Raw genomic sequence first — 23,351 nt, 5'->3', positions numbered from 1 at the left:
ACCGCACGCTCAACACCGGTCGTACGATGCCCGTATGGCCGAGACCCCCGACACGCCCGACATCGACATCAAGCCGCGCAGCCGCGACGTCACCGACGGCCTGGAGAAGACCGCCGCGCGCGGCATGCTCCGTGCGGTCGGCATGGGGGACGACGACTGGGTGAAGCCCCAGATCGGCGTCGCGTCCAGCTGGAACGAGATCACCCCGTGCAACCTCTCCCTCGACCGGCTCGCCAAGGCCGTCAAGGAGGGTGTCCACACCGGCGGCGGCTACCCGCTCGAGTTCGGCACGATCAGCGTCTCCGACGGCATCAGCATGGGCCACGAGGGCATGCACTTCTCCCTCGTCAGCCGTGAGGTCATCGCCGATTCGGTCGAGGTCGTCATGTCGGCCGAGCGTCTCGACGGCTCAGTGCTCCTGGCCGGCTGCGACAAGAGCCTGCCCGGCATGCTCATGGCCGCCGCGCGCCTCGACCTCTCCAGCGTCTTCCTCTACGCCGGCTCCACCCTGCCGGGCAACGTCGACGGCAAGGACGTCACGATCATCGACGCCTTCGAGGCTGTCGGCGCCTGCATGAAGGGCCTCATCACCCGCGACGAGGTCGACCGCATCGAGCGCGCGATCTGCCCCGGCGAGGGTGCCTGCGGCGGCATGTACACCGCAAACACGATGGCGTCGGCCGCCGAGGCGCTCGGCATGAGCCTGCCCGGCTCGGCCGCCCCGCCGGCCCCCGACCGCCGCCGCGACGAGTACGCCCGGAAGTCCGGCGAGGCCGTCGTCGAGCTGCTGCGCAAGGGCATCACCGCGCGCGACATCATGACGCTCGAGGCCTTCGAGAACGCCATCACCGTCGTCATGGCGCTCGGCGGCTCCACCAACGCCGTGCTGCACCTGCTGGCGATCGCCCGCGAGGCCGGCGTCCCGCTGACGCTCGAGGACTTCAACCGCGTCGGCGACAAGGTCCCGCACCTGGGCGACCTCAAGCCCTTCGGTCGCTACGTGATGAACGACGTCGACAAGGTCGGCGGCATCCCCGTGATCATGAAGGCGCTGCTCGACGCGGGCCTCATGCACGGCGACGTCATGACCGTCACCGGCAAGACGATGGCCGAGAACCTCGCCCACATCGATCTCGGCCTCGACGGCGACGTCATCCGCCCGCTCGACAAGCCGATCCACAAGACCGGCGGCCTCACGATCCTTCACGGCACGCTCGCCCCCGAGGGCGCGGTCGTCAAGAGCGCTGGCTTCGACGAGTCGGTCTTCCGCGGCACCGCCCGCGTGTTCGACGGCGAGCGCGCCGCGATGGACGCGCTGGAGGACGGCACCGTCGTCGCCGGCGACGTCGTCGTCATCCGCTACGAGGGCCCCAAGGGCGGCCCCGGCATGCGCGAGATGCTCGCCATCACCGGCGCCATCAAGGGCGCCGGCCTCGGCAAGGACGTCCTGCTGCTGACTGACGGTCGCTTCTCCGGCGGCACCACCGGCCTGTGCGTCGGCCACGTCGCCCCGGAGGCCGTCGACGGCGGCCCGATCGCGTTCGTGCGCGACGGCGACCCGATCACGCTCGACGTCGCGAACAAGCGCCTCGACGTCGAGATCGACGAGGCCGACCTCGAGCAGCGCAAGGTCGGCTGGGAGCCGAACCCGCCGAAGTACACCACCGGCGTCCTGGCCAAGTACCGCAAGCTGGTCAGCTCGGCAGCCCACGGCGCCGTCACGGGCTGACGCTCGTCCGGCGGTTCGTGATCTCGATACGCCGGCTCGTTCCTCGCCGTGCCACTCGATCACCGGGATGCCCGGTGGTCGAGTAGCTCGTGAGCGCAGCGAGCGTGGGGGCACCTCCCGCTTGCGGGGGAGTATCGAGACCAGTCGAGACGGCGGGGAACGGCACCGTAGAATCACTCGGTGCCGAACTTCACCGACGACGAGCTCGCGACCGCCCTCAAGGTGCTCAGCGAGGCGCAGCACCTCGGTGACGAGGACGAGGCCTACGTGGCGCTGCGCCGCGCCTGTGGCAAGTTCTACAAGGACGTCAAGAAGCAGCGCCGCAAGGCCAAGCGCGACGCCGTCAACGAGGCCGACCGCGAGGTCGTCTCGCTGACCGCCACCGGCTCGCCGCGTCGCATCGACGACGAGACCGCCGGCATCCCGCTGGTCTCCACCGCGCGCGGCGCGTCGGCGGGTGTCCTGCAGGTGGCGCGCGGCTGCTACATCTGCAAGGACAAGTACACGGTGGTCGACGCGTTCTACCACCAGCTGTGCCCGAAGTGCGCCGCCCTCAGCCACGCCAAGCGCGACCAGCGCACCGACCTGACGGGCCGTCGCGCGCTGCTCACCGGCGGCCGCGCCAAGATCGGCATGTACATCGCACTGCGGCTGCTGCGCGACGGCGCACACCTCACGATCACCACGCGCTTCCCGCGCGACGCCGTGCGCCGCTTCAGCGCCCAGCCCGACAGCGACGAGTGGATCGGCCGGCTCAAGATCGTCGGCATCGACCTGCGCGACCCCGCCCAGGTGATCGGCCTGGCCGACGAGATCGCGGCGTCGGGACCGCTCGACATCCTCATCAACAACGCCGCCCAGACGGTGAAGCGCCAGCCCGGTGCCTACCAGGCCATCGCCGACGCCGAGGCGCAGCCGCTGCCCGAGGGCTACGTGCCCGAGCTGATCACCTTCGGGCACACCAGCGACGCCCACCCGGCGTCGCTCGTCGGCTCGGTCAGCTCGCACCCGGCGCTCGCCGGCGACGCCGTCACCGCCGAGGAGCTCACCGCGATCGCCCTCGAGGCCGGCTCGGCCGACCTCGAGCGCATCGACGCGGGTGGTCTGCTGCCCGACTTCGTCGACACCAACAGCTGGGTCCAGCACGTCGGCCAGGTCGACGCGCTCGAGCTGCTCGAGGTCCAGCTGTGCAACAGCGTCGCGCCGTTCATCCTCATCAGCCGGCTGCGTCCCGCGATGGCCGCGTCGGCCGCCCGCCGCAAGTACGTCGTCAACGTCTCGGCGATGGAGGGTCAGTTCTCGCGCGGCTACAAGGGCCCCGGGCACCCGCACACCAACATGGCCAAGGCCGCGCTCAACATGCTCACCCGCACCAGCGCCCGCGAGATGTTCGAGGCCGACCAGATCCTGATGACCGCCGTCGACACCGGTTGGATCACCGACGAGCGCCCCCACGTGACGAAGCAGCGCCTCGCCCAGGAGGGATTCAAGGCCCCGCTCGACCTCGTCGACGGTGCCGCCCGCGTCTACGACCCGATCGTCCAGGGCGAGGAGGGCGTCGACCTCCACGGCGTCTTCCTGAAGGACTTCGAACCATTTCCATGGTGAGCCGGTGAACTACCAGCACCTGACCACCGAGCGGCTCGACCTGACCGCGGTGTCGTTCGCGGACCTGGCCGAGCTCCACACGCTGCACGCGGACCCGCGGGTCTGGACGCACCTGCCGTCGGGCGTGCACACCACCGAGCAGCGGACCCGGGCCGACCTCGAGGCCTACACGGCGGACTGGGAGCGGGACGGCCTCGGCTACTGGACCGCCCGGCGGCGCGACGATGGTGACCTGGTGGGCATCGGGGGAGTGCGGCTGCGGCCCACCGGCACCTGGAACCTCTACTACCGCCTGGCCCCGGACCACCAGGGCCAGGGATACGCCGCCGAGCTCGTGCGCGCCGCGATCGAGGCGGCCACCGCATACGACGCCGAGACCCCGGTCGTGGCCTACCTGCTGGACCACAACGAGGCGTCGCGACGCACCGCCGAGCGGGCCGGGCTGGAGCAGGTGTGGCGAGGTCCCGACCGCGACGTCCCCGGCGGCGTCCGCCTCGTCTACGCCGACCGGAGCCTGCCTCCGGAGACCGTCGAACGCCTCCACTGACCACACCTCGTGTCCGCATGGTGGACGCCGAGTCTCAATACTTGACCACTTCGCGTCCGCGGCGCACACTGGTTCCATGCATGCGCTGCTCCTCGTAGTCCACTGACGCACGGCACTTCGCCGCGCGTCTCGCCCTCGTCGCCTCACGGCCGAGGGTTTTTTCATGCGATGAATGGACGAGAAGGAGCAGGGAATACGATGGGGAACCGAGCACCGGCCGCGATCACGGGGTGGCCGGCAGACGAGACGGGTAGGGCCATGACCGAGACGGCACCGGAGACGATGACCGGGGCGCAGAGCCTCGTCCGATCGCTGGAAAAGGCCGGGGTCGAGGTCATCTTCGGGATTCCCGGAGGCGCGATCCTGCCCGCCTACGACCCGCTGTACGACTCCTCGATCCGCCACGTGCTGGTCCGTCACGAGCAGGGCGCCGGCCACGCCGCGCAGGGCTACGCGATGGCCACCGGCAAGGTGGGCGTCTGCATGGCCACCTCCGGCCCCGGCGCCACGAACCTCGTCACCGCGATCGCCGACGCCTACCTCGACTCGGTGCCGATCGTCGCGGTCACCGGCCAGGTCGCCAGCAGCGTCATCGGCTCGGACGCCTTCCAGGAGGCCGACATCCGCGGCATCACGATGCCGATCACCAAGCACAGCTTCCTGGTCACCGACCCGGCCGAGATCCCGCGCGTCGTGGCCGAGGCCTTCCACATCGCCTCCACCGGCCGTCCCGGCCCCGTGCTGGTCGACGTCGCCAAGGACGCGCTCCAGGCCGTCACCACCCACGAGTGGCCGCACGAGCTCGCGCTGCCGGGCTACCGCCCCACCACACGCCCGCACAACAAGCAGGTCCGCGAGGCCGCCCGCCTCATCGCCGAGGCCAAGAAGCCGATCCTCTACGTCGGCGGCGGCGTCATCAAGGCCGACGCGTCGGCCGAGCTCAAGATGCTCGCCGAGCTGACCCAGATCCCGGTCGTCACCACGCTGATGGCGCGCGGCGCGTTCCCCGACTCCCACGAGCTGCACCTGGGCATGCCGGGCATGCACGGCACGGTGGCCGCGGTCGCCGGCCTCCAGCGCTCCGACCTGCTCATCACCCTGGGCGCGCGCTTCGACGACCGCGTCACCGGCAACCTCGACACGTTCGCGCCCGACGCCAAGGTGATCCACGCCGACATCGATCCGGCCGAGATCAGCAAGAACCGCGTCGCGGACGTGCCGATCGTGGGCGACGCCCGCGAGGTCATCGCCGACCTCATCCGTGCCCTGCAGAAGCAGTCGCAGGACGACGGACTCACGGGCGACTACACCGCGTGGCGCGAGTACATCCTCAACGCGAAGGCGCAGTTCCCGGTCGCGTACGACAAGCCCGCCGAGGGCCTCGCGCCGCAGACGGTGATCGAGCGCATCAGCGCGGCCGCCGGTCCCGAGGCCATCTACACCGCGGGCGTCGGCCAGCACCAGATGTGGGCCGCGCACTACGTCCAGTACGAGCGCCCGCGCCAGTGGCTCAACTCCGGCGGCGCCGGCACGATGGGCTACGGCGTCCCGGCCGCGATGGGCGCCAAGGTCGGCGATCCCGATCGCGTCGTGTGGGCCATCGACGGTGACGGCTGCTTCCAGATGACCAACCAGGAGCTGGCCACCTGCGCGATCGAGGGCATCCCGATCAAGGTCGCGGTCATCAACAACTCCTCGCTGGGCATGGTGCGCCAGTGGCAGACCCTCTTCTACGAGAGCCGCTACTCCAACACCGACCTGAACACCGGGCCGGAGTCGATCGGCGCCCGCCGGATCCCCGACTTCGTCAAGCTCGCCGAGGCCTACGGCTGCGTGGGCCTGCGCTGCGAGAGCGAGGACGAGCTCGACGAGGTCATCGCGAAGGCGATGAGCATCAACGACGTGCCCGTCGTGATCGACTTCGTCGTCGAGCGCGACGCGATGGTCTGGCCCATGGTCGCCGCCGGCACGAGCAACGACGACATCAAGATCGCTCGCGATCTCGCCCCCGAATGGGAAGACGAGGACCTCTGATGCCCCAACACACCCTCAGCGTGCTCGTCGAGAACACGCCCGGCGTCCTGGCTCGCGTGTCGAGCCTGTTCATGCGGCGCGGCTTCAACATCGACTCCCTCGCGGTCGGTCCCACCGAGATCCCCGAGATCTCGCGCATGACCATCGTCGTGAACGTCGAGGAGCTGCCGCTCGAGCAGGTCACGAAGCAGCTCAACAAGCTGGTCAACGTCCTCAAGATCGTCGAGCTCGACTCCGGCAACGCCGTCGAGCGCGAGCTGATGCTGATCAAGGTCAAGACCGACCAGCAGACCCGCGGCCAGGTCCTCGAGACCGTGCAGCTGTTCCGCGCCAAGGTCGTCGACGTGGCCCAGGAGTCGGTCACGATCGAGGCCACGGGCGACGCCGGCAAGCTCACCGCGATGCTCAACGTTCTCGAGCCCTTCGGCATCCGCGAGATCGCCCAGTCCGGACGCGTCGCGATCGGGCGCGGCTCGCGGTCGATCACCGACCGCACGCTGCGCACCGTCCCCGGCACCGCCGCGGGCTGACCCCACCCCAGTACTGCGCCGGCGCACGCACCTGCGCCTTCGACCCTCAACCAAGGAGAACCCCATCGTGGCTGAACTGTTCTACGACGACGACGCCGACCTGTCCCTCATCCAGGGCAAGAACGTGGCCGTGATCGGCTACGGCAGCCAGGGTCACGCCCACGCGCTCAACCTGCGCGACTCGGGTGTCGACGTCCGCATCGGCCTGGCCGAAGGCAGCAAGAGCAAGGCGAAGGCCGAGGCCGAGGGCCTGCGCGTCCTCCCGGTCGCCGAGGCGGTCGAGGAGTCCGACGTCATCGTCATCCTCACGCCCGACCAGGTGCAGCGTCACGTCTACACCGAGTCGATCGCCCCGAACCTGACCGCCGGCGACACGCTGGTGTTCGGCCACGGCTTCAACATCCGCTTCGGCTACATCAAGCCGGCCGAGGGCGTCGACGTCATCATGGTCGCCCCGAAGGCCCCCGGTCACACCGTGCGTCGTGAGTTCGTCGCCGGCCGTGGCATCCCGGACATCATCGCGGTCGAGCAGGACGCCTCGGGCCAGGCCTGGGACCTCGCGCTCTCCTACGCGAAGGGCATCGGCGGCACGCGCGCCGGCGTCATCAAGACCACGTTCACCGAGGAGACCGAGACCGACCTCTTCGGCGAGCAGGCCGTGCTGTGTGGCGGCGTGTCCCACCTGGTCCAGGCCGGGTTCGAGACGCTCACCGAGGCCGGCTACCAGCCCGAGATCGCCTACTTCGAGGTGCTGCACGAGCTCAAGCTCATCGTCGACCTCATGTGGGAGGGCGGCATCGCCAAGCAGCGCTGGAGCATCTCCGACACCGCCGAGTACGGCGACTACGTCTCCGGCCCGCGCGTCATCGACGCCGGTGTGAAGGAGCGCATGGTTCAGGTGCTGGGCGACATCCAGTCCGGTGCCTTCGCCGAGCGCTTCATCGCCGACCAGGACAACGGCGGCAAGGAGTTCCTCGAGCTGCGCGAGAAGGAGGCCGGTCACCCGATCGAGGCCACCGGCAAGGCCCTGCGCTCGCACTTCTCGTGGAAGCAGGCCGACGACGACTACACCGAGGGCAGCGCGGCTCGCTGAGCCTCGTCCCGTCGCCCAGCGCGGCGTCCCGTCCGACTCACGTCGGTGCGGGGCGCCGCGTTCGTGCGTTGGGCGGTCAGGAGGCCTGAGCGCGAGGCCGGGGGAGCAGGATCACCGGAACGGGGCTGTGGTTGACGATCCGCGTCGCGGTGGAGCCCATGAAGACCCGGGCCACCGGACCGTGACGGCTCGACCCGACCGCCAGTAGGTCGCCGGGACGCCACTCGAAGGACTCCAGTGCCAGTGACCAGCGCTCGGCGGAGGTGACCTGCGTGGTCGTGACCTCCACCTCCGGCGCCTGCCTCCGGATGCCCTCGGCCAGCTGCTCCTGGTGCGTGCGCACGAGCGTCGACCAGGCTTCGCGGACGCCCTGGTCGGAGAACGCCGCGAACGCGGTCCGCGAGCCGCTCCGCACGGCGAACGTCACGATCTCCACCGGGACGCCGAGCCAGGTCGCGAGCGCGGCGATCGGTGCGTCCAGAGTGGCGTCGGAGGCGGTGGGGTCGACCGCCACGACGAGGCGCTCGATGCCGCCCTCGTGGGCGTGGAAGCCGCGCGGCGCCAGCGCCACCGGGATCGCCGAGCTGTGCGCGAGACGGCCGTTGGTGCTGCCGAAGGCGATCCGCCCGAGCGCGCCGTGCGAGGCCGATCCGGCCACCACGAGGCGCGCGCCCCGAGCGCGGCTCTCGTCCAGCAGCGCCTGCGGCACGGACGACGCCGTGCGCGAGACCGTCACCACCTCGGCCTCGTCGCCGAGGTGCTCGCGCGCCGTCGCCAACGCCTCACCCGCTTGGTCCCGGACGGACCGGCGCCACTCGTCGTCCACGCCGGCGAAGTCGCGCAGCGAGTCCCAGCTGTCCTGGACGACGCTCGTGATGACGAGCTCCTCGCCCGTGGTGCGGGCGAACTCGGCGGCCAGGTCGAGGGCGGCGAGGCTCCTGGTGTCGCTGCCGAAGCCGACGACGACGCTCACGCGGGATCACCCTCGCGGGCGCGGTTCAGCCGCGAGTGCCGGTAGCCGTAGGCGAAGTAGACGACGAAGCCCAGCAGCAGCCACACGATGAAGCGCAGCCACGTATCCACCTTGAGACTCGCCATCAGGCCGATGCAGGACGCCACCGTGACGATGGGCAGGAACGGCACCCACGGCGTGCGGAACGGACGATTCATGTCGGGCTGGGTGCGCCGGAGCACGATCACCGCGATCGCCACCACGACGAAGGCGAAGAGCGTGCCGATGCTCACCATCTCGGCCAGCACCGAGATCGGCACGAACCCGGCGAGCAGGGCCACGGCCACCACCGTCAGCCCGGTCATCAGCACGGGGGTGCCCCACGTCGGGTGGATGCGCCGGAAGGCCTCGGGGAGCAGGCCGTCACGGGCCAGCGCGAAGCCGATCCGCGGCATGGCCACGAGATCGACCAGGATCACCGAGGTCAGGCCGGCGATCGCGGCCACGCCGATGAGGATGCCCGCCCATTCGAGGCCCACCTGGTCGAACACGTCGGCGACGGCGTCACCCTCCGACAGGTCGGAGTAGTGCACCATGCCGGTGATCACGATGCACACGCCGACGTAGAGCGCCGTGCAGATCGCCAGCGTGCCGAGCAGGCCCAGCGGCATGTCGCGCTCGGGCTTGCGGGTCTCCTCGCCCAGGTTGGCCACGGCCTCGAAGCCCGAGTACGCGAAGAAGACCACGGCCGCGGCCACGAAGATGCCGGTGACGCCGAACGTCGCCGGCTCGACGCCCGAGAGGAACTGCCACAGCGGCGCGTGCAGGCTGCTGGAGGAGTCGCCGGCGGGAGGCTGCGAGTCCGGGATGAAGGGCACGAGGTTGCCGGTGTTGACGTAGAACGCTCCGACCGCGATCACGAAGAGGCAGACCAGGACCTTGATGACGACGAGGCCGTTGGTCACCCAGGCCGACTCGCGGATGCCGCGCATGGCGACCCAACCGAGTAGCAGGACGATGAAGATCGCCCCGACGTTCACGACGGAGCCCTCCTCGGCGAACCACTTCTCGGGCAGGTCGAAGACACCGGCGACGTAGCCCGACCAGCCGCGCGCGACCACCGCCGATCCCAGGGCGAACTCCAGGATGAGGTCCCACGCGATGATCCAGGCGAAGATCTCGCCGATCGTCGTGTAGCTGTACGTGTAGGAGCTGCCCGCCGTCGGCACGGCGGAGGCCAGCTCGGCGTAGCAGAGCGCGGCCATCAGGGCGACGGCTCCGGCGATGAGGAACGAGATCATCACGGCCGGGCCGGCGTTCTCCTTCGCCTGCAGGCCGGTGAGGGTGAAGATGCCCGTGCCGATGACGATGCCGATGCCGAAGCCGATGAGGTCGATCGGTCCGAGGTGCTTCTTCAGCCGGCCGTGCTCCTCGGCGGCGCCCTCGGGCAGCTCGTCGTTCTGGTGGATGACGTCGTCGACGTTCTTCTTCCTCAGGACATCCATGCGCTGCTCCTCCGCGGGTCGTGCCCCGGCGGGGCGATGGCCTGCACAGCACTTTGCGGGGTCGGGAGGGACCCCGCAACACGACGGGATGCCCGTCAGGCGATGAGGTCGACCGCGTCGGGGTCGCGTGCGGTGCCCGACTGGCCGCTCGTGACCCGGTCCCACGCGCGGGCCAGGCGCGCCACGGCGTCCTCGAGCAGGTCGGGGGCGAGGGCGTAGGGCAGGCGCAGCCGGCGCTCGCCGGCTGCCGGGGTGGCGACGAAGAACCGCGGGCCCGGCGTGAGGGTGAGGCCCTCGTCCTCGGCGACGGCGACGAGGGCCGAGCTGAGCGGGGCCGGAAGGGTCGCCCAGCACGTGAGGCCGCCCTCGGGACGCGTCACCGACCAGTCGGGAAGCCTGGCCTCCACCGCGGCCAGGAGGGTGTCGCGCCGGTGGCGCAGGTCGGCCTTCCGGGTCCTCAGGTCGAGGTCGCCGTCCTCCAGCGCCGTGGCCATGACGAGCTGGTCCAGCGCGGCCGTGCCGAGGTCGCGGATCATCCGCGCCTGCACGAGGCGGGGGACCAGGCTCCTCGGGGCCCGGATCCAGCCGATGCGCAGGCCGCCCCACAAGGACTTGGCCGCCGATCCCACGAGGACGGCGCCGGGGTCGTGCACGGCGTAGTGCTCGGGGAGGGGCGTGTCGCCGAGGCTCACGTCGCGCAGGGTCTCGTCGATGATCGTGGTGACGCCGGCGCGCTGGAGGATCCCTGCCACCTCGCGACGCGTGGACGAGGGCATGAGCTGCCCGGTCGGGTTGTGGAAGTCCACCACCAGGAGCGCCAAGGAGGCGACCGGGGCGAGGCGCGCGATCTCCTCCACGGGCCAGGGGTCGACCCCGGCCGGGAGCGGCAGCAGGCGCGCACCGGCGCGCGACACGAGGTCGAACGAGTGCGGGTAACCGCATCCCTCCACCAGGACCCGGTCCCGTGGCCTCACGAGCACCGAGACCAGCAGCGACAGCGCGCTCTGAGCTCCCGTGGTCACGACGATCTGCTCGGGGTCGGTGGGCAGCCCGTGGCGGGTGTAGCGCGCGGCGAGGCGCTCGCGCAGCACGGGGAGGCCGTCAGGCAGGTAGCCGTCGGTGGCCAGCACGGCCGGCAGACTCGTCATCGCGCGCTGGATGAGGGCGGCGAAGCCGTCGGGCGCCTCGGAGGCCGCAGCGGTGAGGGCGATGCCGTCGTGGCGCGGCGACCGGGCGAGCATGCTGGTCGAGCCCGCTGCTCCGACGGGCAGCTCGACCGTGGTGCCCGAGCCCTGGCGGGTGCGGACGAGCCGGCTCTCGCGCAGGACCTCGTAGGCGCGGGTGGTGGTGGTGCGGCTCAGGCCCGTCGCCTCGGCGAGCGATCGTTCGCTGGGCAGCGTCGTCCCGGTGGGGATGCGCCCGTCCATCACGGCCCCGCGGATCTGGGTGGCGAGGCGGCGGTACGCCGGGCCCGAGCCGGCCTCGGACGGGCCGAGCATCGCGGCGAGACGGCGCGCGGACAGGGACGGTGCAGATGCCATGAGGCCACTTTCGCAGAATTGGCCATGGAAATGAAGTCCAATCAGGCGCACAGTGAGAGGGTGATCCTGTGCATCCTCCTGGTCGCCCTCGCCGTGTGGGGCTCCGTCGCCACCGTCCGGACCGTTCGCCGCGACGGCCTGCGTCGCATCCCGAACGCGCCGATCGCCCGCCACGCCGGGGGACGTCGATGACGCGCCGCCTCGTGCAGCTGATGGTGGGCCTGTGGCTCTACGGCGCGACCATGGCCCTGATGGTGCGCGCGGGTCTGGGCCTCGACCCGTGGGACGTCTTCCACGAGGGCGTGACGCACCACGTCGACCTGACCTTCGGGCAGGTCGTGATCGTGGTCGGTGCCCTGGTGCTGCTGGCCTGGATTCCCTTGCGTCAGCGACCCGGGATCGGCACCATCGCGAACGTCCTGGTGATCGGGGTCGCCGCCGACGTCACGCTCGCGATGCTCCCGGAGGCGTCCAGCCTCGCGACCGGCGTGGTCATGCTCCTGGCCGGCATCGTGGGCAACGGCCTGGCCGGCGCGATGTACGTCGGCGCCGGCCTCGGTCCGGGTCCTCGCGACGGGCTGTGGACGGGGATCGTCCGCCGCACGGGTGCGAGCGTCCGCCTCGTGCGCACCGGACTGGAGGTCGCGGTGCTGGTCACCGGCTTCGCGCTCGGCGGCACCGTCGGCGTCGGCACGGTGCTCTACGCGCTGGCGATCGGACCGATCGTGCAGCTCTTCCTGCCCTGGTTCGAGGTCCGCAGGGCGCCGGCCGCCGAGCCGGCCCCCGCGTGACCCCGGGTCAGGTCGTGAGCTTGCGCAGCGACCAGCCCATCAGGATCCACATCAGTCCCATGCCCGCGGCGAACAGGGCCACGCCGTAGGCCACGACGGACGTGAACAGCGAGGCACGCAGGAACGAGGCGTTCATCGCGGTCTCGCGCAGCGGGTCGTCCTGCTCGAGCTCGGCGTACGTCTTGCCGCCGGTCGCCTCGAGGGCGTGCTTGTCGATGATCTGGGCCTGGGAGTAGGCGGTGAGCGGGCCGTTGACCTGGTCTCCACCGAACCAGTCGGCGTCCTCGGACACGGTGATGTTCTGGGCGGCGAGCTGGTCGGTCACCACCCACCACGTGGCGGCTCCGGCAACGATGAGGACGAGTCCGGCGATGATCGAGAGCAGTCCGACGGTGCGAACTCCCTTGTGGCGCGGTGCGCTGGTGTAGGTGGGGGTCGGATCGGACATGGTGCTTCCTTCCGTCGGGGCCTCAATGACCCTCTGGGGCCGAGACTAGGGGAGGGAAGGGTCAGGCGGCGAGGGGCGACGTCAGCGTCGCGTGGCGATGATGAGGCTCGCGTCGGGGTCGATGAGCATCTCGACGGCGATGAAGCGCTCGTCGGTGAGCCACTGCTCGCGCACGGAGTCGACCTGACCGTCGACGATCGGCGGCCAGAAGGGCGAGGGCACGAAGTCGTCGAGCACCGCGATCCCGCCGGGCTCGAGCAGGTCGGCCAGGACGTCGATGCTGGCCATCACGTCGCGGACGTCGACGAACAGCAACGAGAACGGGGCGTACTGCTCCAGCACGGTCCAGTCGCCGCAGGTCACCTCGACGTTCGCGGCGTCGTGGAAGATGCCCTGCACGTCCTCGGCGAGCCCGGGATCGAGTTCGGCAGTGACGATGTGGGCGCCCTTCGGGGCACCGCTGGAGAGCCAGGCCGAGCCGACTCCGCAGCCGGTGCCGAGCTCGGCGAGGGTGCCGTGGCGGGTGGCGGCCAGGGTCGCCAGCAGGCGGCCCGTCTCACTGCGCGTCGAGGTGATGAAGCCACGGCGCCGGGACAGGTCCAGGGCGCGCGCGACCAGATCGGGGACCTCAGCCGGTGCGCTCATGGGGCCAGTGTTCCACGTCATCCGCGCCCTGGCGGCCATGGTCGATCGCTGAGACGCCCCGACCCCCTGACAGCGGCCCGAATCGCCGTGTATGCTCGCGGCCATGCGGAAGCAGCTCGTACTCATCGCTTGCCGCGGCAGGACCTCCTAGGGCCACACCTGCCGCGGAGTTTCGGCGTTGGCTCGACGACTCTGCAGCAGATGTTCTGGACCAGGACCTGGTTCTCTCCTCTGAAACGCTGATCGACGTCACCCGTCGCAGCACGTGGCCCCGCAGGGTCGTCGGTCCCGTCGGATCCCGCACCGACCACACCACTGCCACTTCAGAGGAGCTCTCATGTTCGACCCGACCATCGCCATCGAATGGGGACCCGCGCACCTGCGCGACGACGCCGAATTCGATGGGACGCCCGACGACAACTGATGACCGGATCGCGAGACCCGAGTTTCAGTATCTGAGATCGACAGTTCTAGGATGGACCCATGACCAGCTCCTACTCGCTCGCGGTCGTTGCCGGTGACGGCATCGGCCCCGAGGTCACCGACCAGGCCCTGAAGGTTCTCGACGTCGTCGCGCAGGACGCCGGACTCACGTTCGAGCGCACGGCGTACGACCTCGGTGCTCGCCGGTGGCACGCCACCGGCGAGACCCTTCCGGACTCCGTGCTCGAGGAGATTCGCGGGCACGACGCGATCCTGCTCGGCGCCGTCGGCGACCCGTCCGTCCCCTCGGGCGTGCTGGAGCGCGGCCTGCTGCTGCGGCTGCGGTTCGAGTTGGACCACTACGTCAACCTGCGGCCGTCGAAGCTGTTCCCCGGCGTCCCGACCCCGCTGGCCGACCCGGGCGACATCGACTTCGTCGTCGTCCGCGAGGGCACCGAGGGTCCTTACGTGGGCAACGGCGGCGCGATCCGCGTCGGCACGCCCCAGGAGGTCGCCACCGAGGTCAGCCTCAACACGGCCTTCGGTGTCGAGCGCGTCGTCCGCGACGCCTTCGCCCGCGCGCAGGCGCGCCCGCGCCGCAAGCTGACGCTCGTGCACAAGAACAACGTGCTCGTCCACGCGGGTCACCTGTGGAGCCGCACGGTCGACGCCGTCGCCGCCGAGTTCCCCGACGTCTCGGTGGACTACCTGCACGTCGACGCCGCCACGATCTTCCTGGCGACCGACCCGGCGCGCTTCGACGTGATCGTCACCGACAACCTGTTCGGCGACATCCTCACCGACCTCGCCGCCGCCATCACCGGTGGCATCGGCCTGGCCGCGAGCGGCAACGTGAACCCCGACCGCACGTCGCCCAGCATGTTCGAGCCCGTCCACGGCTCGGCGCCCGACATCGCGGGCCAGTCCAAGGCCGATCCGACCGCCGCGATCCTGTCGGCCGGCCTGCTGCTGGAGCACCTCGGCCACGCCGAGCAGGCCCAGCGGATCACCGAGGCCGTCGAGGCCGACATCGCCGCGCGCGACGGTCAGCCGCGGTCCACGCAGGAGGTGGGGGAGGCCATCGCGTCGCGCGTGGCCGGAGCGGTACCGGTCGCCTGACGACCATCCCCTCCACCACCGAAAGGACTATCGTGTCCGCCATGACCACCCCCGCGTTCACCCCCCGGATCGAGACCAGTCCGAACGCGCGCAGCTCCGCCGAGCGCGCCGGGATCCTCGCCGATCCCGGCTTCGGCAACCACTTCACCGACCACATGTTCCTGACCGAGTGGACTCCCGAGCAGGACTGGCACGACCCCCGCGTCGTGCCGTACGGCCCGCTGTCCCTCGACCCGGCCACCGCGGTCCTGCACTACGCGCAGGAGATCTTCGAGGGGCTCAAGGCCTACGCCCACGCCGACGACTCGGTGTGGCTGTTCCGTCCCGAGGCGAACGCGGCGCGCATGCAGCGGTCCGCCGCGAGGCTGGCGCTGCCGCAGCTGCCGATCGAGTGGTTCACCGGCTCGGTGAAGGCGCTCATCGAGGCCGACCGCGCGTGGGTGCCCACGGGTGAGGAGCGCAGCCTCTACCTGCGGCCCTTCATGTTCGCGTCCGAGGTCTTCCTCGGTGTCCGGCCCAGCCAGCACGTCACCTACTCGGTGATCGCGTCGCCGGCCGGGGCGTACTTCGCCGAGGGCGTGAAGCCGGTCGACATCTGGCTGTCCAGCGAGTACAGCCGCGCGGGCGCCGGTGGCACGGGTGCTGCCAAGTGCGGTGGGAACTACGCCGCGAGCCTGCTGCCCCAGCAGGAGGCGGCCTCGCACGGGTGCGCGCAGGTCGCGTTCCTGGACTCGGTGGAGCACCGGTGGGTGGAGGAGCTCGGTGGCATGAACCTCTACTTCGTCCACTCCGACGGGTCGATCGTCACGCCCGAGCTGAGCGGCTCGATCCTCGAGGGGATCACCCGCGACTCGATCCTCACCATCGCGCAGGACCTCGGCCACGACGTGATCGAGCGCAAGGTCTCGATCGACGACTGGCGCGACGGCGTGGCCGACGGCACGATCACCGAGGTCTTCGCGTGTGGCACGGCCGCCGTCGTGACCCCGGTCGGGAAGCTCAAGTGGGACGGTGGTGAGGTCGTCAGCGCCGAGGGCGAGCCGGGCAAGGTGACCGCCGACATCCGCGGAGCTCTCGTCGACATCCAGTACGGCCGCGCCGAGGACCGCCACGGCTGGATGACCCGCGCGGTCTGACCTCTCCACTGGTCTCGATACGCGGGCTCGTTCCTCGCCCAGCTACTCGACCACCGGGCCGGTGATCGAGTAGTTCGCGAGGGCTACGCGGCTCCCGTGCCGGTGATCGAGTAGCTCGCGAGCGCAGCGAGCGGCATATCGAGATCCGTCAGAACTGCACGGTCGGCGGGGTCTCCTGGCCGGCCGGGGCGTCGTAGAAGGTGCGCTCCTTGACGCCGGCGAGGCCGGAGAAGAACATCCAGGGGATCGTGCGGACCAGCTCGTTGAGCGCGCGGACCGCGTCGTTGTAGTACTGGCGGGCGAACGACAGCTTGTTCTCGGTGTCGCTCAGCTCGGACTGGAGCTGCTGGAAGTTCGCCGAGGCCTTGAGGTCGGGGTACGCCTCGGCCACGGCCATGACGTCCACGAGTGCGCGCTCGAGCCGCACCTCGGCCGTGGCGCGCTGCTCCACCGAGCCGGAGCCGGCGGCCTGCTGCACGCCGGCGCGGGCCGCGGTGACCTCCTCGAAGACGCCGCGCTCATGGGCCGCGTAGCCCTTGACCGTGCTGACCAGGTTCGGGATGAGGTCGGCGCGACGGGTCAGCTGCACGTCGATGCCGCCGAGGGCCTCCTGCGCGCCGATGTCGGCCGTGCGCAGGCGGTTGAAGGCGACGACCCCGAACAGCGCGACGGCGACGACGATCGCGACGATGATCCAGATCAGCACGGGTACCTCCGAAGTCGGGAACTGGTCGAGACTCTACTGGCGCGGCCGGCGGGCCCGGCCGCGAACGTGACGATCACCACGAGCCGCCGCCGCCACCGCCGCCGCCACCGCCGCTGAACCCGCCTCCTCCGCCGCCGCCACCACCGCTGCTGCCGGAGGAGGACGACGCCTGGCTCGCCGTGTAGGCGCTGATGGAGCTGGCGACAGCGCGCTCGAAGTCGCTGAACGGATCTCCGCCGAGAGCGCTTCCCGCCGGGGTGTGATGGCCCCCGCCGGCGTACCAGACCGGCAGCGGCGCGGCCTGTCCCGTCGCGACCTCGTACTTGCGGGCCCAACGGTCGGCGACCCCGAAGGCGACGGCGTAGGGGATGTAGGCGGTGTACAGGTCCTGGCGGCCGCTGAAGTCGAAGCGGTCCTGCGACGCGTCGGTGCCCAGGAAGCGCTCGAACCCGCCGGCGCGCGACCACAGGTCACGGCCCTGGGCGGTGCGGCGTGACCCCGCGCCCGGCATCAGGACCCCGACCGCGCCGACGGCGAACGCGGCGAACGGCAGCAGGTAGATCCCGGTGACGCCGAGGAACGTCCCGACGACGACGGCCGCGACGGCGATGCCGAACAGCACCCGCCACGTCCACTCGCGGCGGGCCGGGACGGTCGCGCCCGTGGTGGTCGCCCACGCCCGGGTCACCCCGGGAATCGCGGACGTCACGGCGGACAGCTTCTTGCCCGAGCTGACGGACCCATTCGCGCTGAAGGTCGGGCCGTTCTGGCCGCGGAGCCCCAGACCCGAGACGACGTGGCGAGCCACGGGGTCGAGGGTGTCCCAGGCGTCGTTCGCGAGAGTGCCCTTGACGGTCCAGTTCCCGTCGTTCTGGTGGAGGGTGACGTGACCCTGCTCGGCCAGGTGCAGGAGCGTCGCTGTGAGGGCGCGTCGAGGGACCCGCTCGTCCACGATGTACGCCGCCTGCACCGGGCCGAGCCCCGCGGGCGGCTCGAACATCACCGGGAGCCCGGGGCGGCGCTCACGCGACAGCCGGTCGAGCACGTAGCCCACCGCGAACGCGAGGGCGGCGAGCGCGAGCGCCACGAGGAACGGCGGCAGGGTCGTCCCGAACAGCCGGTCCCAGCCGATCGACCAGGGCACCTGGCCGCGATCGGGGGCCGGCTGGTCCATCGCGGCGCGGAGCAGGACCGAGGTGTTCGGCGGCAGGTCGGTGGCGCTGATCCGCAGTGCGGTGGTGCCCTCGCCCTGCACCGTGCACGGGCGCCCGTCGCCGATCGAGCACTCCAGGCGATCGGTGACGGCGGGCAGGTTGACGGTGAGTTCGGCCTCGCGGATCGGCATGCTCCAGCCGGCGGCGACGACCTGCCAGACGAACTCCGAGCGGTCGGCGTCGCCCCCGGTCCAGCTGGCGTTGGCGTCGGCCACGCGCTCGGGGTTCGGGGCGAGGACGCCGTCGATCCGGTAGCTGATCGTGTAGGTGTGCGGGCCGGGGGAGAGGTACTGGTCGGCACTGCCGATGCGCGCCACCCGGAAGCGCCGTCCCTGCTCCCACGAGCGGTCGACCTCGACGGAGTCGCCGTCGAGCCGGATGCTCACGTCGCGCGGCCGGTAGCGGACCGTGTGGTCGGCGCGGTCGGCCAGGTCCCAGTAGCGGAAGATCCCGTGACGACCCCACGGGAAGTCGGCGGTGATCGTCTCGGTGGCGTTCAGGGTGCCGTCCTCGTCGACGTCGTACGTGGCACGGTAGGACGTGATGGTCACCGGATCGGCCACGCTGCTGCTCGCGGAGTTCGACATCGTCGCGAGGGCGGGGACGAGCAGGACGCCCACGAGGATGACGGCGGTCACCAGGCGGAGCACGAGACGGGCCATGGCCGGATACTAGGGGAGCGGGACCGGACCCCGTCTGCAAAGAATTGCAGAGATGTGCAAGAATGTTCCGCATGTCCAAGGTCCTCACCAGTCTCCCCGTCGGCGAGCGCGTCGGCATCGCCTTCTCCGGCGGACTCGACACGTCCGTCGCCGTCGCGTGGATGCGCGACAAGGGCGCCGTCCCCTGCACCTACACCGCCGATCTCGGCCAGTACGACGAGCCGGACATCTCCGGCGTCCCCGGCCGCGCCATGGAGTACGGCGCCGAGCTGGCCCGCGCGATCGACTGCAAGCGTCCTCTCGTCGACGAGGGCCTGGCCGCGCTGGCCTGCGGCGCCTTCCACATCAAGTCCGCGGGCCGCACCTACTTCAACACCACGCCGCTGGGCCGCGCCGTCACCGGCACGCTGCTCGTGCGCGCGATGCACGAGGACGGCGTCAACATCTGGGGCGACGGCTCCACCTTCAAGGGCAACGACATCGAGCGGTTCTACCGCTACGGCCTGCTGGCCAACCCCGAGCTGCGCGTCTACAAGCCGTGGCTCGACGCCGACTTCGTCCACGAGCTGGGCGGCCGCACCGAGATGAGCCAGTGGCTCGTCGAGCACCAGCTGCCCTACCGGGACAGCCAGGAGAAGGCCTACTCGACCGACGCGAACATCTGGGGCGCCACCCACGAGGCGAAGACGCTCGAGCACCTCGACGTCTCGCTGGAGACCGTCGACCCGATCATGGGCGTGAAGTTCTGGGACTCCTCGGTCGACATCGACTCCGAGGACGTCACGATCTCCTTCGAGGAGGGCTGGCCGGTCGCGATCAACGGCACCCGGTTCGACGACCCCGTGGCACTCGTCCACGAGGCCAACACGATCGGCGGCCGTCACGGGCTGGGCATGTCCGACCAGATCGAGAACCGGATCATCGAGGCCAAGAGCCGGGGCATCTACGAGGCGCCGGGCATGGCGCTGCTGTGGATCGCCTACGAGCGGCTCGTGAACGCGGTGCACAACGAGGACACCGTCGCGAACTACCACGCGCACGGCCGCCGGCTGGGCCGGCTCATGTACGAGGGCCGGTGGCTCGACCCGCAGGCGATGATGCTGCGCGAGTCGATCCAGCGCTGGATCGCCTCGCTCGTCAGCGGCTCGGTCACGCTGCGGCTACGGCGCGGCGACGACTACACGATCCTCGACACCCAGGGCCAGAACTTCTCCTACCACCCGGAGAAGCTCTCGATGGAGCGCACGGAGAACGCCGTGTTCGGTCCCACCGACCGGATCGGTCAGCTGACGATGCGCAACCTCGACATCGCCGACTCGCGCGCCAAGCTCGAGATGTACGCCGCGCAGCCGCTCGACCAGGGCCAGGTCCTCGTCGAGAACGGCACGCTGTTCGGCGAGCTGCCGGCCGGCGGTGCCATGCGCATCGAGGCCAACCCGGCGGTCGAGGGTGACGAGGAGGTCGCGCTCGACGCGGCCGCCATGGAGTTCGGGACGGACTGATCGCCATGATCAAGGTCGCCGTCACCGGTGCCACGGGCTACGCCGGGGGAGAGGTCCTCCGGCTGCTGCTGGCGCATCCCGAGGTCGAGATCGGCGCGCTGACCGCAGGGTCCAGCGCGGGATCGCGGTTCGGGGAGCACCAGCCCCACCTGCTCCCGCTGGCCGACCGCATCGTCGCCGAGACCACCGCCGATAACCTTGCAGGTCACGACGTCGTGTTCCTGGCCCTGCCGCACGGCGCCTCCGGAGCCGTCGCCGCGCAGCTGCCGGACGACGTCCTGGTGATCGACTGCGGTGCCGACCACCGGCTCGAGAGCTCCGACGACTGGGCCGCCTACTACGGCGGTGACCACGCGGGCACCTGGCCGTACGGGATGCCCGAGCTGATCACCGGCTCGTCGCGCCAGCGCGACGCGCTCGCGGGAGTGCGCCGGATCGCCGTGCCGGGCTGCAACGTCACCGCCGTCACGCTGGGCCTGCAGCCCGCCGTGGCCGCCGGGATCGTCGAGTCGACCGACCTCGTCGCGGTGCTCGCCAACGGCTTCTCCGGAGCGGGCAAGGCGCTCAAGACGCACCTGCTGGCGTCGGAGGGACTCGGCTCCGCCTCGCCCTACGGGGTCGGCGGCACGCACCGGCACATCCCGGAGATCGCCCAGAACCTCGGCCGGGCCGGGGCCGACGAGGTCACCATCTCGTTCACCCCCACGCTCGTGCCGATGGCGCGCGGCATCCTGGCCACCGCCACCGCGCGGCTGGCGCCGGGCGTCGATGCCGACGCCGCCCGAGCCGTCTACGAGAAGGCCTACGGCGCCGAGCCGTTCGTCCACCTCCTGCCCGAGGGCCAGTGGCCCACCACGGCCGCCACGCTGGGCGCGAACGTCGCCCACGTGCAGCTCGCGGTGGACGAGCGCGCCGGTCGCCTCGTCACCGTCACGGCCATCGACAACCTCGTCAAGGGCACGGCGGGCGGCGCGATCCAGTCGATGAACCTCGCCCTGGGCCTGCCCGAGACCACCGGACTCACCACGATCGGAGTCGCGCCATGAGCGTCACTGCTGCGCAAGGCTTCCGGGCCGCGGGTGTCACCGCGGGCCTCAAGGACTCGGGCAAGCCCGACATCTCCCTCGTCGTCAACGAGGGCCCGTCGTCGGCCGCGGCCGCGGTCTTCACCTCGAACCGCTGCAAGGCGCACCCGGTCATCTGGAGCGAGCAGGCGATCAAGGGCGGCAGCGCCCGGGCGATCGTGCTGAACTCCGGCGGCGCCAACTGCTACACGGGCCCCGAGGGCTTCGCCGCCACGCACCGCACCGCCGAGCGCGTCGCGGAGCACCTGGGCATCGGGGCGATCGACGTCCAGGTCTGCTCGACGGGCCTGATCGGACGCCTCCTCGACGAGCCGAAGGTGCTGGCCGGGGTGGACGCCGCGGTGGCCGCGCTGTCGCCCGACGGCGGCCTCGACGCAGCCACGGCGATCATGACCACCGACACGGTCAACAAGCAGGCCACCGCCGAGGGCGACGGCTGGGTGATCGGCGGCATGGCGAAGGGCGCGGGCATGCTCGCGCCCGCGCTCGCCACGATGCTCGTCGTCATCACGACCGACGCCGACCTCGACTCCGCGACGCTCGACACCGCGCTGCGGTCGGCCACGGCGCTGACGTTCGACCGGCTCGACTCCGACGGCTGCCAGTCCACGAACGACACGGTGCTGCTGATGACCTCCGGCGCCTCCGGGGTCACCCCGGACGTCGCCGAGTTCACCGAGGCCCTCACCACGGTGTGCCGCGACCTCGCCCTGCAGCTGCTCGCCGACGCCGAGGGCGCCGACCACGAGATCGCGATCACCACGATCAACGCCGCGAGCGAGGACGACGCGCTGGAGGTCGGCCGCTCCGTCGCGCGCAGCAACCTGTTCAAGTGCGCGATCTTCGGCAAGGACCCGAACTGGGGCCGCATCCTGGCGTCGGCCGGCACCACGACCGCCGCGTTCGACCCGCTCGACCTCGATGTCGCGGTCAACGACGTGTGGGTATGCCGCAACTCCGGCGTGGGGGAGTCGATCGACCTCGTCGACCTCGAGCCGCGCTCGGTCACCGTCACGATCGACCTGAAGGCCGGTCCCCACAGCGCCACCATCTGGACGAACGACCTGACCCAGGCCTACGTCCACGAGAACTCCGCCTACTCGACCTGAGGAAGCACATGAGCGACAACAGCATGACCGAATGGGCGCCCGAGGACTGGGCCGCCGCCACCACGAAGGCCGCGACGCTGGCCCACGCCCTGCCGTGGCTGAAGGCGTACCACGGCAAGATCGTGGTGGTGAAGTACGGCGGCAACGCCATGACCGACGACAAGCTCAAGCGCGCGTTCGCCGAGGACATCGTCTTCCTGCGCCTCGCCGGGTTCAAGCCCGTCGTCGTGCACGGCGGCGGTCCGCAGATCAGCGCGATGCTCGACCGGCTCCAGATCGAGTCGGAGTTCCGCGGCGGCCTGCGCGTCACGACGCCTGAGGCGGTCGAGGTCGTCCGCATGGTGCTCAAGGGCCAGGTCGGTCCCGAGCTGGTCGGCCTGCTGAACCAGCACGGCGACCTCGCGGTGGGTCTGTCCGGCGAGGACGGCGGCCTGTTCCGCGCCCAGCGGACGATGCCCCTGGTCGACGGCGAGCCCGTCGACGTCGGACTGGTGGGCGAGGTCGTGGGCGTGCGCCCCGAGGCGGTGATCGACCTCATCGAGGCCGGCCGCATCCCCGTGGTCTCCACCGTCGCGCCCGACGCCGACGGCCAGGTGCTGAACGTCAACGCCGACACGGCCGCGTCCGCGCTCGCCGTCGCCCTCGGCGCAGAGAAGCTGCTCGTGCTCACCGACGTCGAGGGCCTCTACGCCGACTGGCCGAACAGCAGCGACGTCATCGGCGAGATCAGCCCGGAGTCTCTCGAGGCGATCCTGCCCGAGCTGGCCAGCGGGATGATCCCCAAGATGACCGCCTGCCTCGACGCGGTCCGCGGCGGCGTCAAGCGCGCCACGGTCGTCGACGGCCGTGAGCCGCACTCGGTGCTGCTCGAGATCTTCACCGACGAGGGCGTCGGCACCCAGGTGCTGGCCGGTGCGCGGACCAAGATCCGCTCCGCCCTCTACACGACCAGCGCGAAGGAGACGTCGTGAA

General features: G+C 70.9%; 21 protein-coding genes. 14 read left to right on the top strand and 7 right to left on the bottom strand.

Annotated elements, in window-relative coordinates; translation table 11 throughout:
* Positions 1–34 precede the first annotated feature (34 nt).
* The 6 genes from ilvD (at position 35) to ilvC (ending at position 7,541) form a co-directional block, all read left to right on the top strand.
* Positions 35–1,729: a dihydroxy-acid dehydratase gene (gene ilvD / locus B5D60_RS01390; RefSeq protein WP_078698488.1), complete on the top strand. Its 1,695-nt coding sequence runs from the start codon at positions 35–37 to the stop codon at positions 1,727–1,729.
* Between the two features lie 180 nt (positions 1,730–1,909).
* Positions 1,910–3,337 (top strand): SDR family NAD(P)-dependent oxidoreductase, encoded by a 1,428-nt coding sequence (locus tag B5D60_RS01385; RefSeq protein WP_078698487.1) that lies wholly within the window; start codon positions 1,910–1,912, stop codon positions 3,335–3,337.
* A gap of 4 nt (positions 3,338–3,341) precedes the next feature.
* Positions 3,342–3,884 carry a GNAT family N-acetyltransferase gene (locus B5D60_RS01380; protein WP_078698486.1) on the top strand — a complete coding sequence of 181 codons (543 nt, stop codon included), beginning with the start codon at positions 3,342–3,344 and terminating at the stop codon, positions 3,882–3,884.
* Between the two features lie 258 nt (positions 3,885–4,142).
* Positions 4,143–5,918, top strand: coding sequence for an acetolactate synthase large subunit (locus B5D60_RS01375; RefSeq protein ID WP_078698485.1), 1,776 nt, complete (start codon positions 4,143–4,145; stop codon positions 5,916–5,918).
* Complete coding sequence (gene ilvN / locus B5D60_RS01370; RefSeq protein WP_078698484.1) at positions 5,918–6,448, top strand: acetolactate synthase small subunit; 531 nt, start codon at positions 5,918–5,920, stop codon at positions 6,446–6,448. The genes B5D60_RS01375 and ilvN overlap by 1 nt, the downstream gene beginning before the upstream one ends.
* A 67-nt stretch (positions 6,449–6,515) precedes the next feature.
* Positions 6,516–7,541 carry a ketol-acid reductoisomerase gene (gene ilvC / locus B5D60_RS01365; protein ID WP_078698483.1) on the top strand — a complete coding sequence of 342 codons (1,026 nt, stop codon included), beginning with the start codon at positions 6,516–6,518 and terminating at the stop codon, positions 7,539–7,541.
* A 76-nt stretch (positions 7,542–7,617) separates the two neighbouring features.
* Here ilvC and B5D60_RS01360 read toward each other — a convergent pair whose 3' ends face one another.
* From B5D60_RS01360 to yczR, 3 genes are all read right to left on the bottom strand, one after another.
* Positions 7,618–8,514 (bottom strand): universal stress protein, encoded by an 897-nt coding sequence (locus B5D60_RS01360; protein ID WP_078698482.1) that lies wholly within the window; start codon positions 8,512–8,514, stop codon positions 7,618–7,620.
* Positions 8,511–9,998, bottom strand: coding sequence for an APC family permease (locus B5D60_RS01355; protein ID WP_078698481.1), 1,488 nt, complete (start codon positions 9,996–9,998; stop codon positions 8,511–8,513). The genes B5D60_RS01360 and B5D60_RS01355 overlap by 4 nt, the downstream gene beginning before the upstream one ends.
* A 95-nt stretch (positions 9,999–10,093) precedes the next feature.
* On the bottom strand, positions 10,094–11,539 hold the full coding sequence (yczR, locus tag B5D60_RS01350; protein ID WP_078698480.1) for a MocR-like transcription factor YczR: 1,446 nt from the start codon (positions 11,537–11,539) through the stop codon (positions 10,094–10,096).
* 60 nt (positions 11,540–11,599) lie between these two features.
* Between yczR and B5D60_RS17260 the strand changes: the two genes are divergently transcribed.
* Both B5D60_RS17260 and yczE read left to right on the top strand, forming a co-directional pair.
* Positions 11,600–11,731 carry a hypothetical protein gene (locus B5D60_RS17260; RefSeq protein WP_269456868.1) on the top strand — a complete coding sequence of 44 codons (132 nt, stop codon included), beginning with the start codon at positions 11,600–11,602 and terminating at the stop codon, positions 11,729–11,731.
* Positions 11,728–12,330: a membrane protein YczE gene (yczE, locus tag B5D60_RS01345; RefSeq protein WP_078698479.1), complete on the top strand. Its 603-nt coding sequence runs from the start codon at positions 11,728–11,730 to the stop codon at positions 12,328–12,330. Before B5D60_RS17260 ends, yczE begins: the two co-directional genes overlap by 4 nt.
* A gap of 7 nt (positions 12,331–12,337) precedes the next feature.
* Here yczE and B5D60_RS01340 read toward each other — a convergent pair whose 3' ends face one another.
* Together B5D60_RS01340 and B5D60_RS01335 are read right to left on the bottom strand one after the other, a co-directional pair.
* Entirely contained in the window at positions 12,338–12,778 is a 441-nt protein-coding gene (locus B5D60_RS01340; RefSeq protein ID WP_078698478.1) for an aromatic ring-opening dioxygenase LigA, read from the bottom strand.
* An 81-nt stretch (positions 12,779–12,859) separates the two neighbouring features.
* Positions 12,860–13,423: an O-methyltransferase gene (locus tag B5D60_RS01335; protein WP_153302825.1), complete on the bottom strand. Its 564-nt coding sequence runs from the start codon at positions 13,421–13,423 to the stop codon at positions 12,860–12,862.
* A gap of 483 nt (positions 13,424–13,906) precedes the next feature.
* On the opposite strand from B5D60_RS01335, the gene B5D60_RS01330 reads away from it, so the two are divergent.
* Both B5D60_RS01330 and B5D60_RS01325 read left to right on the top strand, forming a co-directional pair.
* Complete coding sequence (locus B5D60_RS01330) at positions 13,907–14,965, top strand: 3-isopropylmalate dehydrogenase (RefSeq protein ID WP_078698476.1); 1,059 nt, start codon at positions 13,907–13,909, stop codon at positions 14,963–14,965.
* A 41-nt stretch (positions 14,966–15,006) separates the two neighbouring features.
* Positions 15,007–16,101: a branched-chain amino acid aminotransferase gene (locus B5D60_RS01325; RefSeq protein ID WP_078698475.1), complete on the top strand. Its 1,095-nt coding sequence runs from the start codon at positions 15,007–15,009 to the stop codon at positions 16,099–16,101.
* A gap of 148 nt (positions 16,102–16,249) precedes the next feature.
* On the opposite strand, the gene B5D60_RS01320 is transcribed toward B5D60_RS01325, so the two are convergent.
* Both B5D60_RS01320 and B5D60_RS01315 read right to left on the bottom strand, forming a co-directional pair.
* Positions 16,250–16,807, bottom strand: a complete 558-nt coding sequence (locus B5D60_RS01320) for a LemA family protein (protein ID WP_172806221.1) — start codon at positions 16,805–16,807, stop codon at positions 16,250–16,252.
* A gap of 73 nt (positions 16,808–16,880) precedes the next feature.
* On the bottom strand, positions 16,881–18,683 hold the full coding sequence (locus B5D60_RS01315) for a DUF2207 domain-containing protein (RefSeq protein WP_078698474.1): 1,803 nt from the start codon (positions 18,681–18,683) through the stop codon (positions 16,881–16,883).
* 71 nt (positions 18,684–18,754) lie between these two features.
* Between B5D60_RS01315 and argG the strand changes: the two genes are divergently transcribed.
* The 4 genes from argG to argB are packed head-to-tail and all read left to right on the top strand — an operon-like array spanning position 18,755 to position 23,350.
* The gene (argG, locus tag B5D60_RS01310) at positions 18,755–20,185 is read left to right on the top strand and encodes an argininosuccinate synthase (RefSeq protein ID WP_078701223.1); all 1,431 of its coding nucleotides are present in this window, start codon (positions 18,755–18,757) and stop codon (positions 20,183–20,185) included.
* Between the two features lie 5 nt (positions 20,186–20,190).
* Positions 20,191–21,231: an N-acetyl-gamma-glutamyl-phosphate reductase gene (gene argC / locus B5D60_RS01305; RefSeq protein WP_078698473.1), complete on the top strand. Its 1,041-nt coding sequence runs from the start codon at positions 20,191–20,193 to the stop codon at positions 21,229–21,231.
* Complete coding sequence (gene argJ, locus B5D60_RS01300; protein WP_078698472.1) at positions 21,228–22,379, top strand: bifunctional glutamate N-acetyltransferase/amino-acid acetyltransferase ArgJ; 1,152 nt, start codon at positions 21,228–21,230, stop codon at positions 22,377–22,379. Before argC ends, argJ begins: the two co-directional genes overlap by 4 nt.
* An 8-nt stretch (positions 22,380–22,387) precedes the next feature.
* Positions 22,388–23,350 (top strand): acetylglutamate kinase, encoded by a 963-nt coding sequence (gene argB, locus B5D60_RS01295; RefSeq protein ID WP_078698471.1) that lies wholly within the window; start codon positions 22,388–22,390, stop codon positions 23,348–23,350.
* The last annotated feature ends 1 nt before the right edge of the window (position 23,351 follow it).

Source organism: Aeromicrobium choanae, from assembly GCF_900167475.1.
In the GTDB taxonomy this organism is placed as follows: Bacteria; Actinomycetota; Actinomycetes; order Propionibacteriales; family Nocardioidaceae; genus Aeromicrobium; species Aeromicrobium choanae.
Note: the sequence above shows the minus strand (reverse complement) of the source record. Positions and strands in the feature narration are given on the sequence as shown.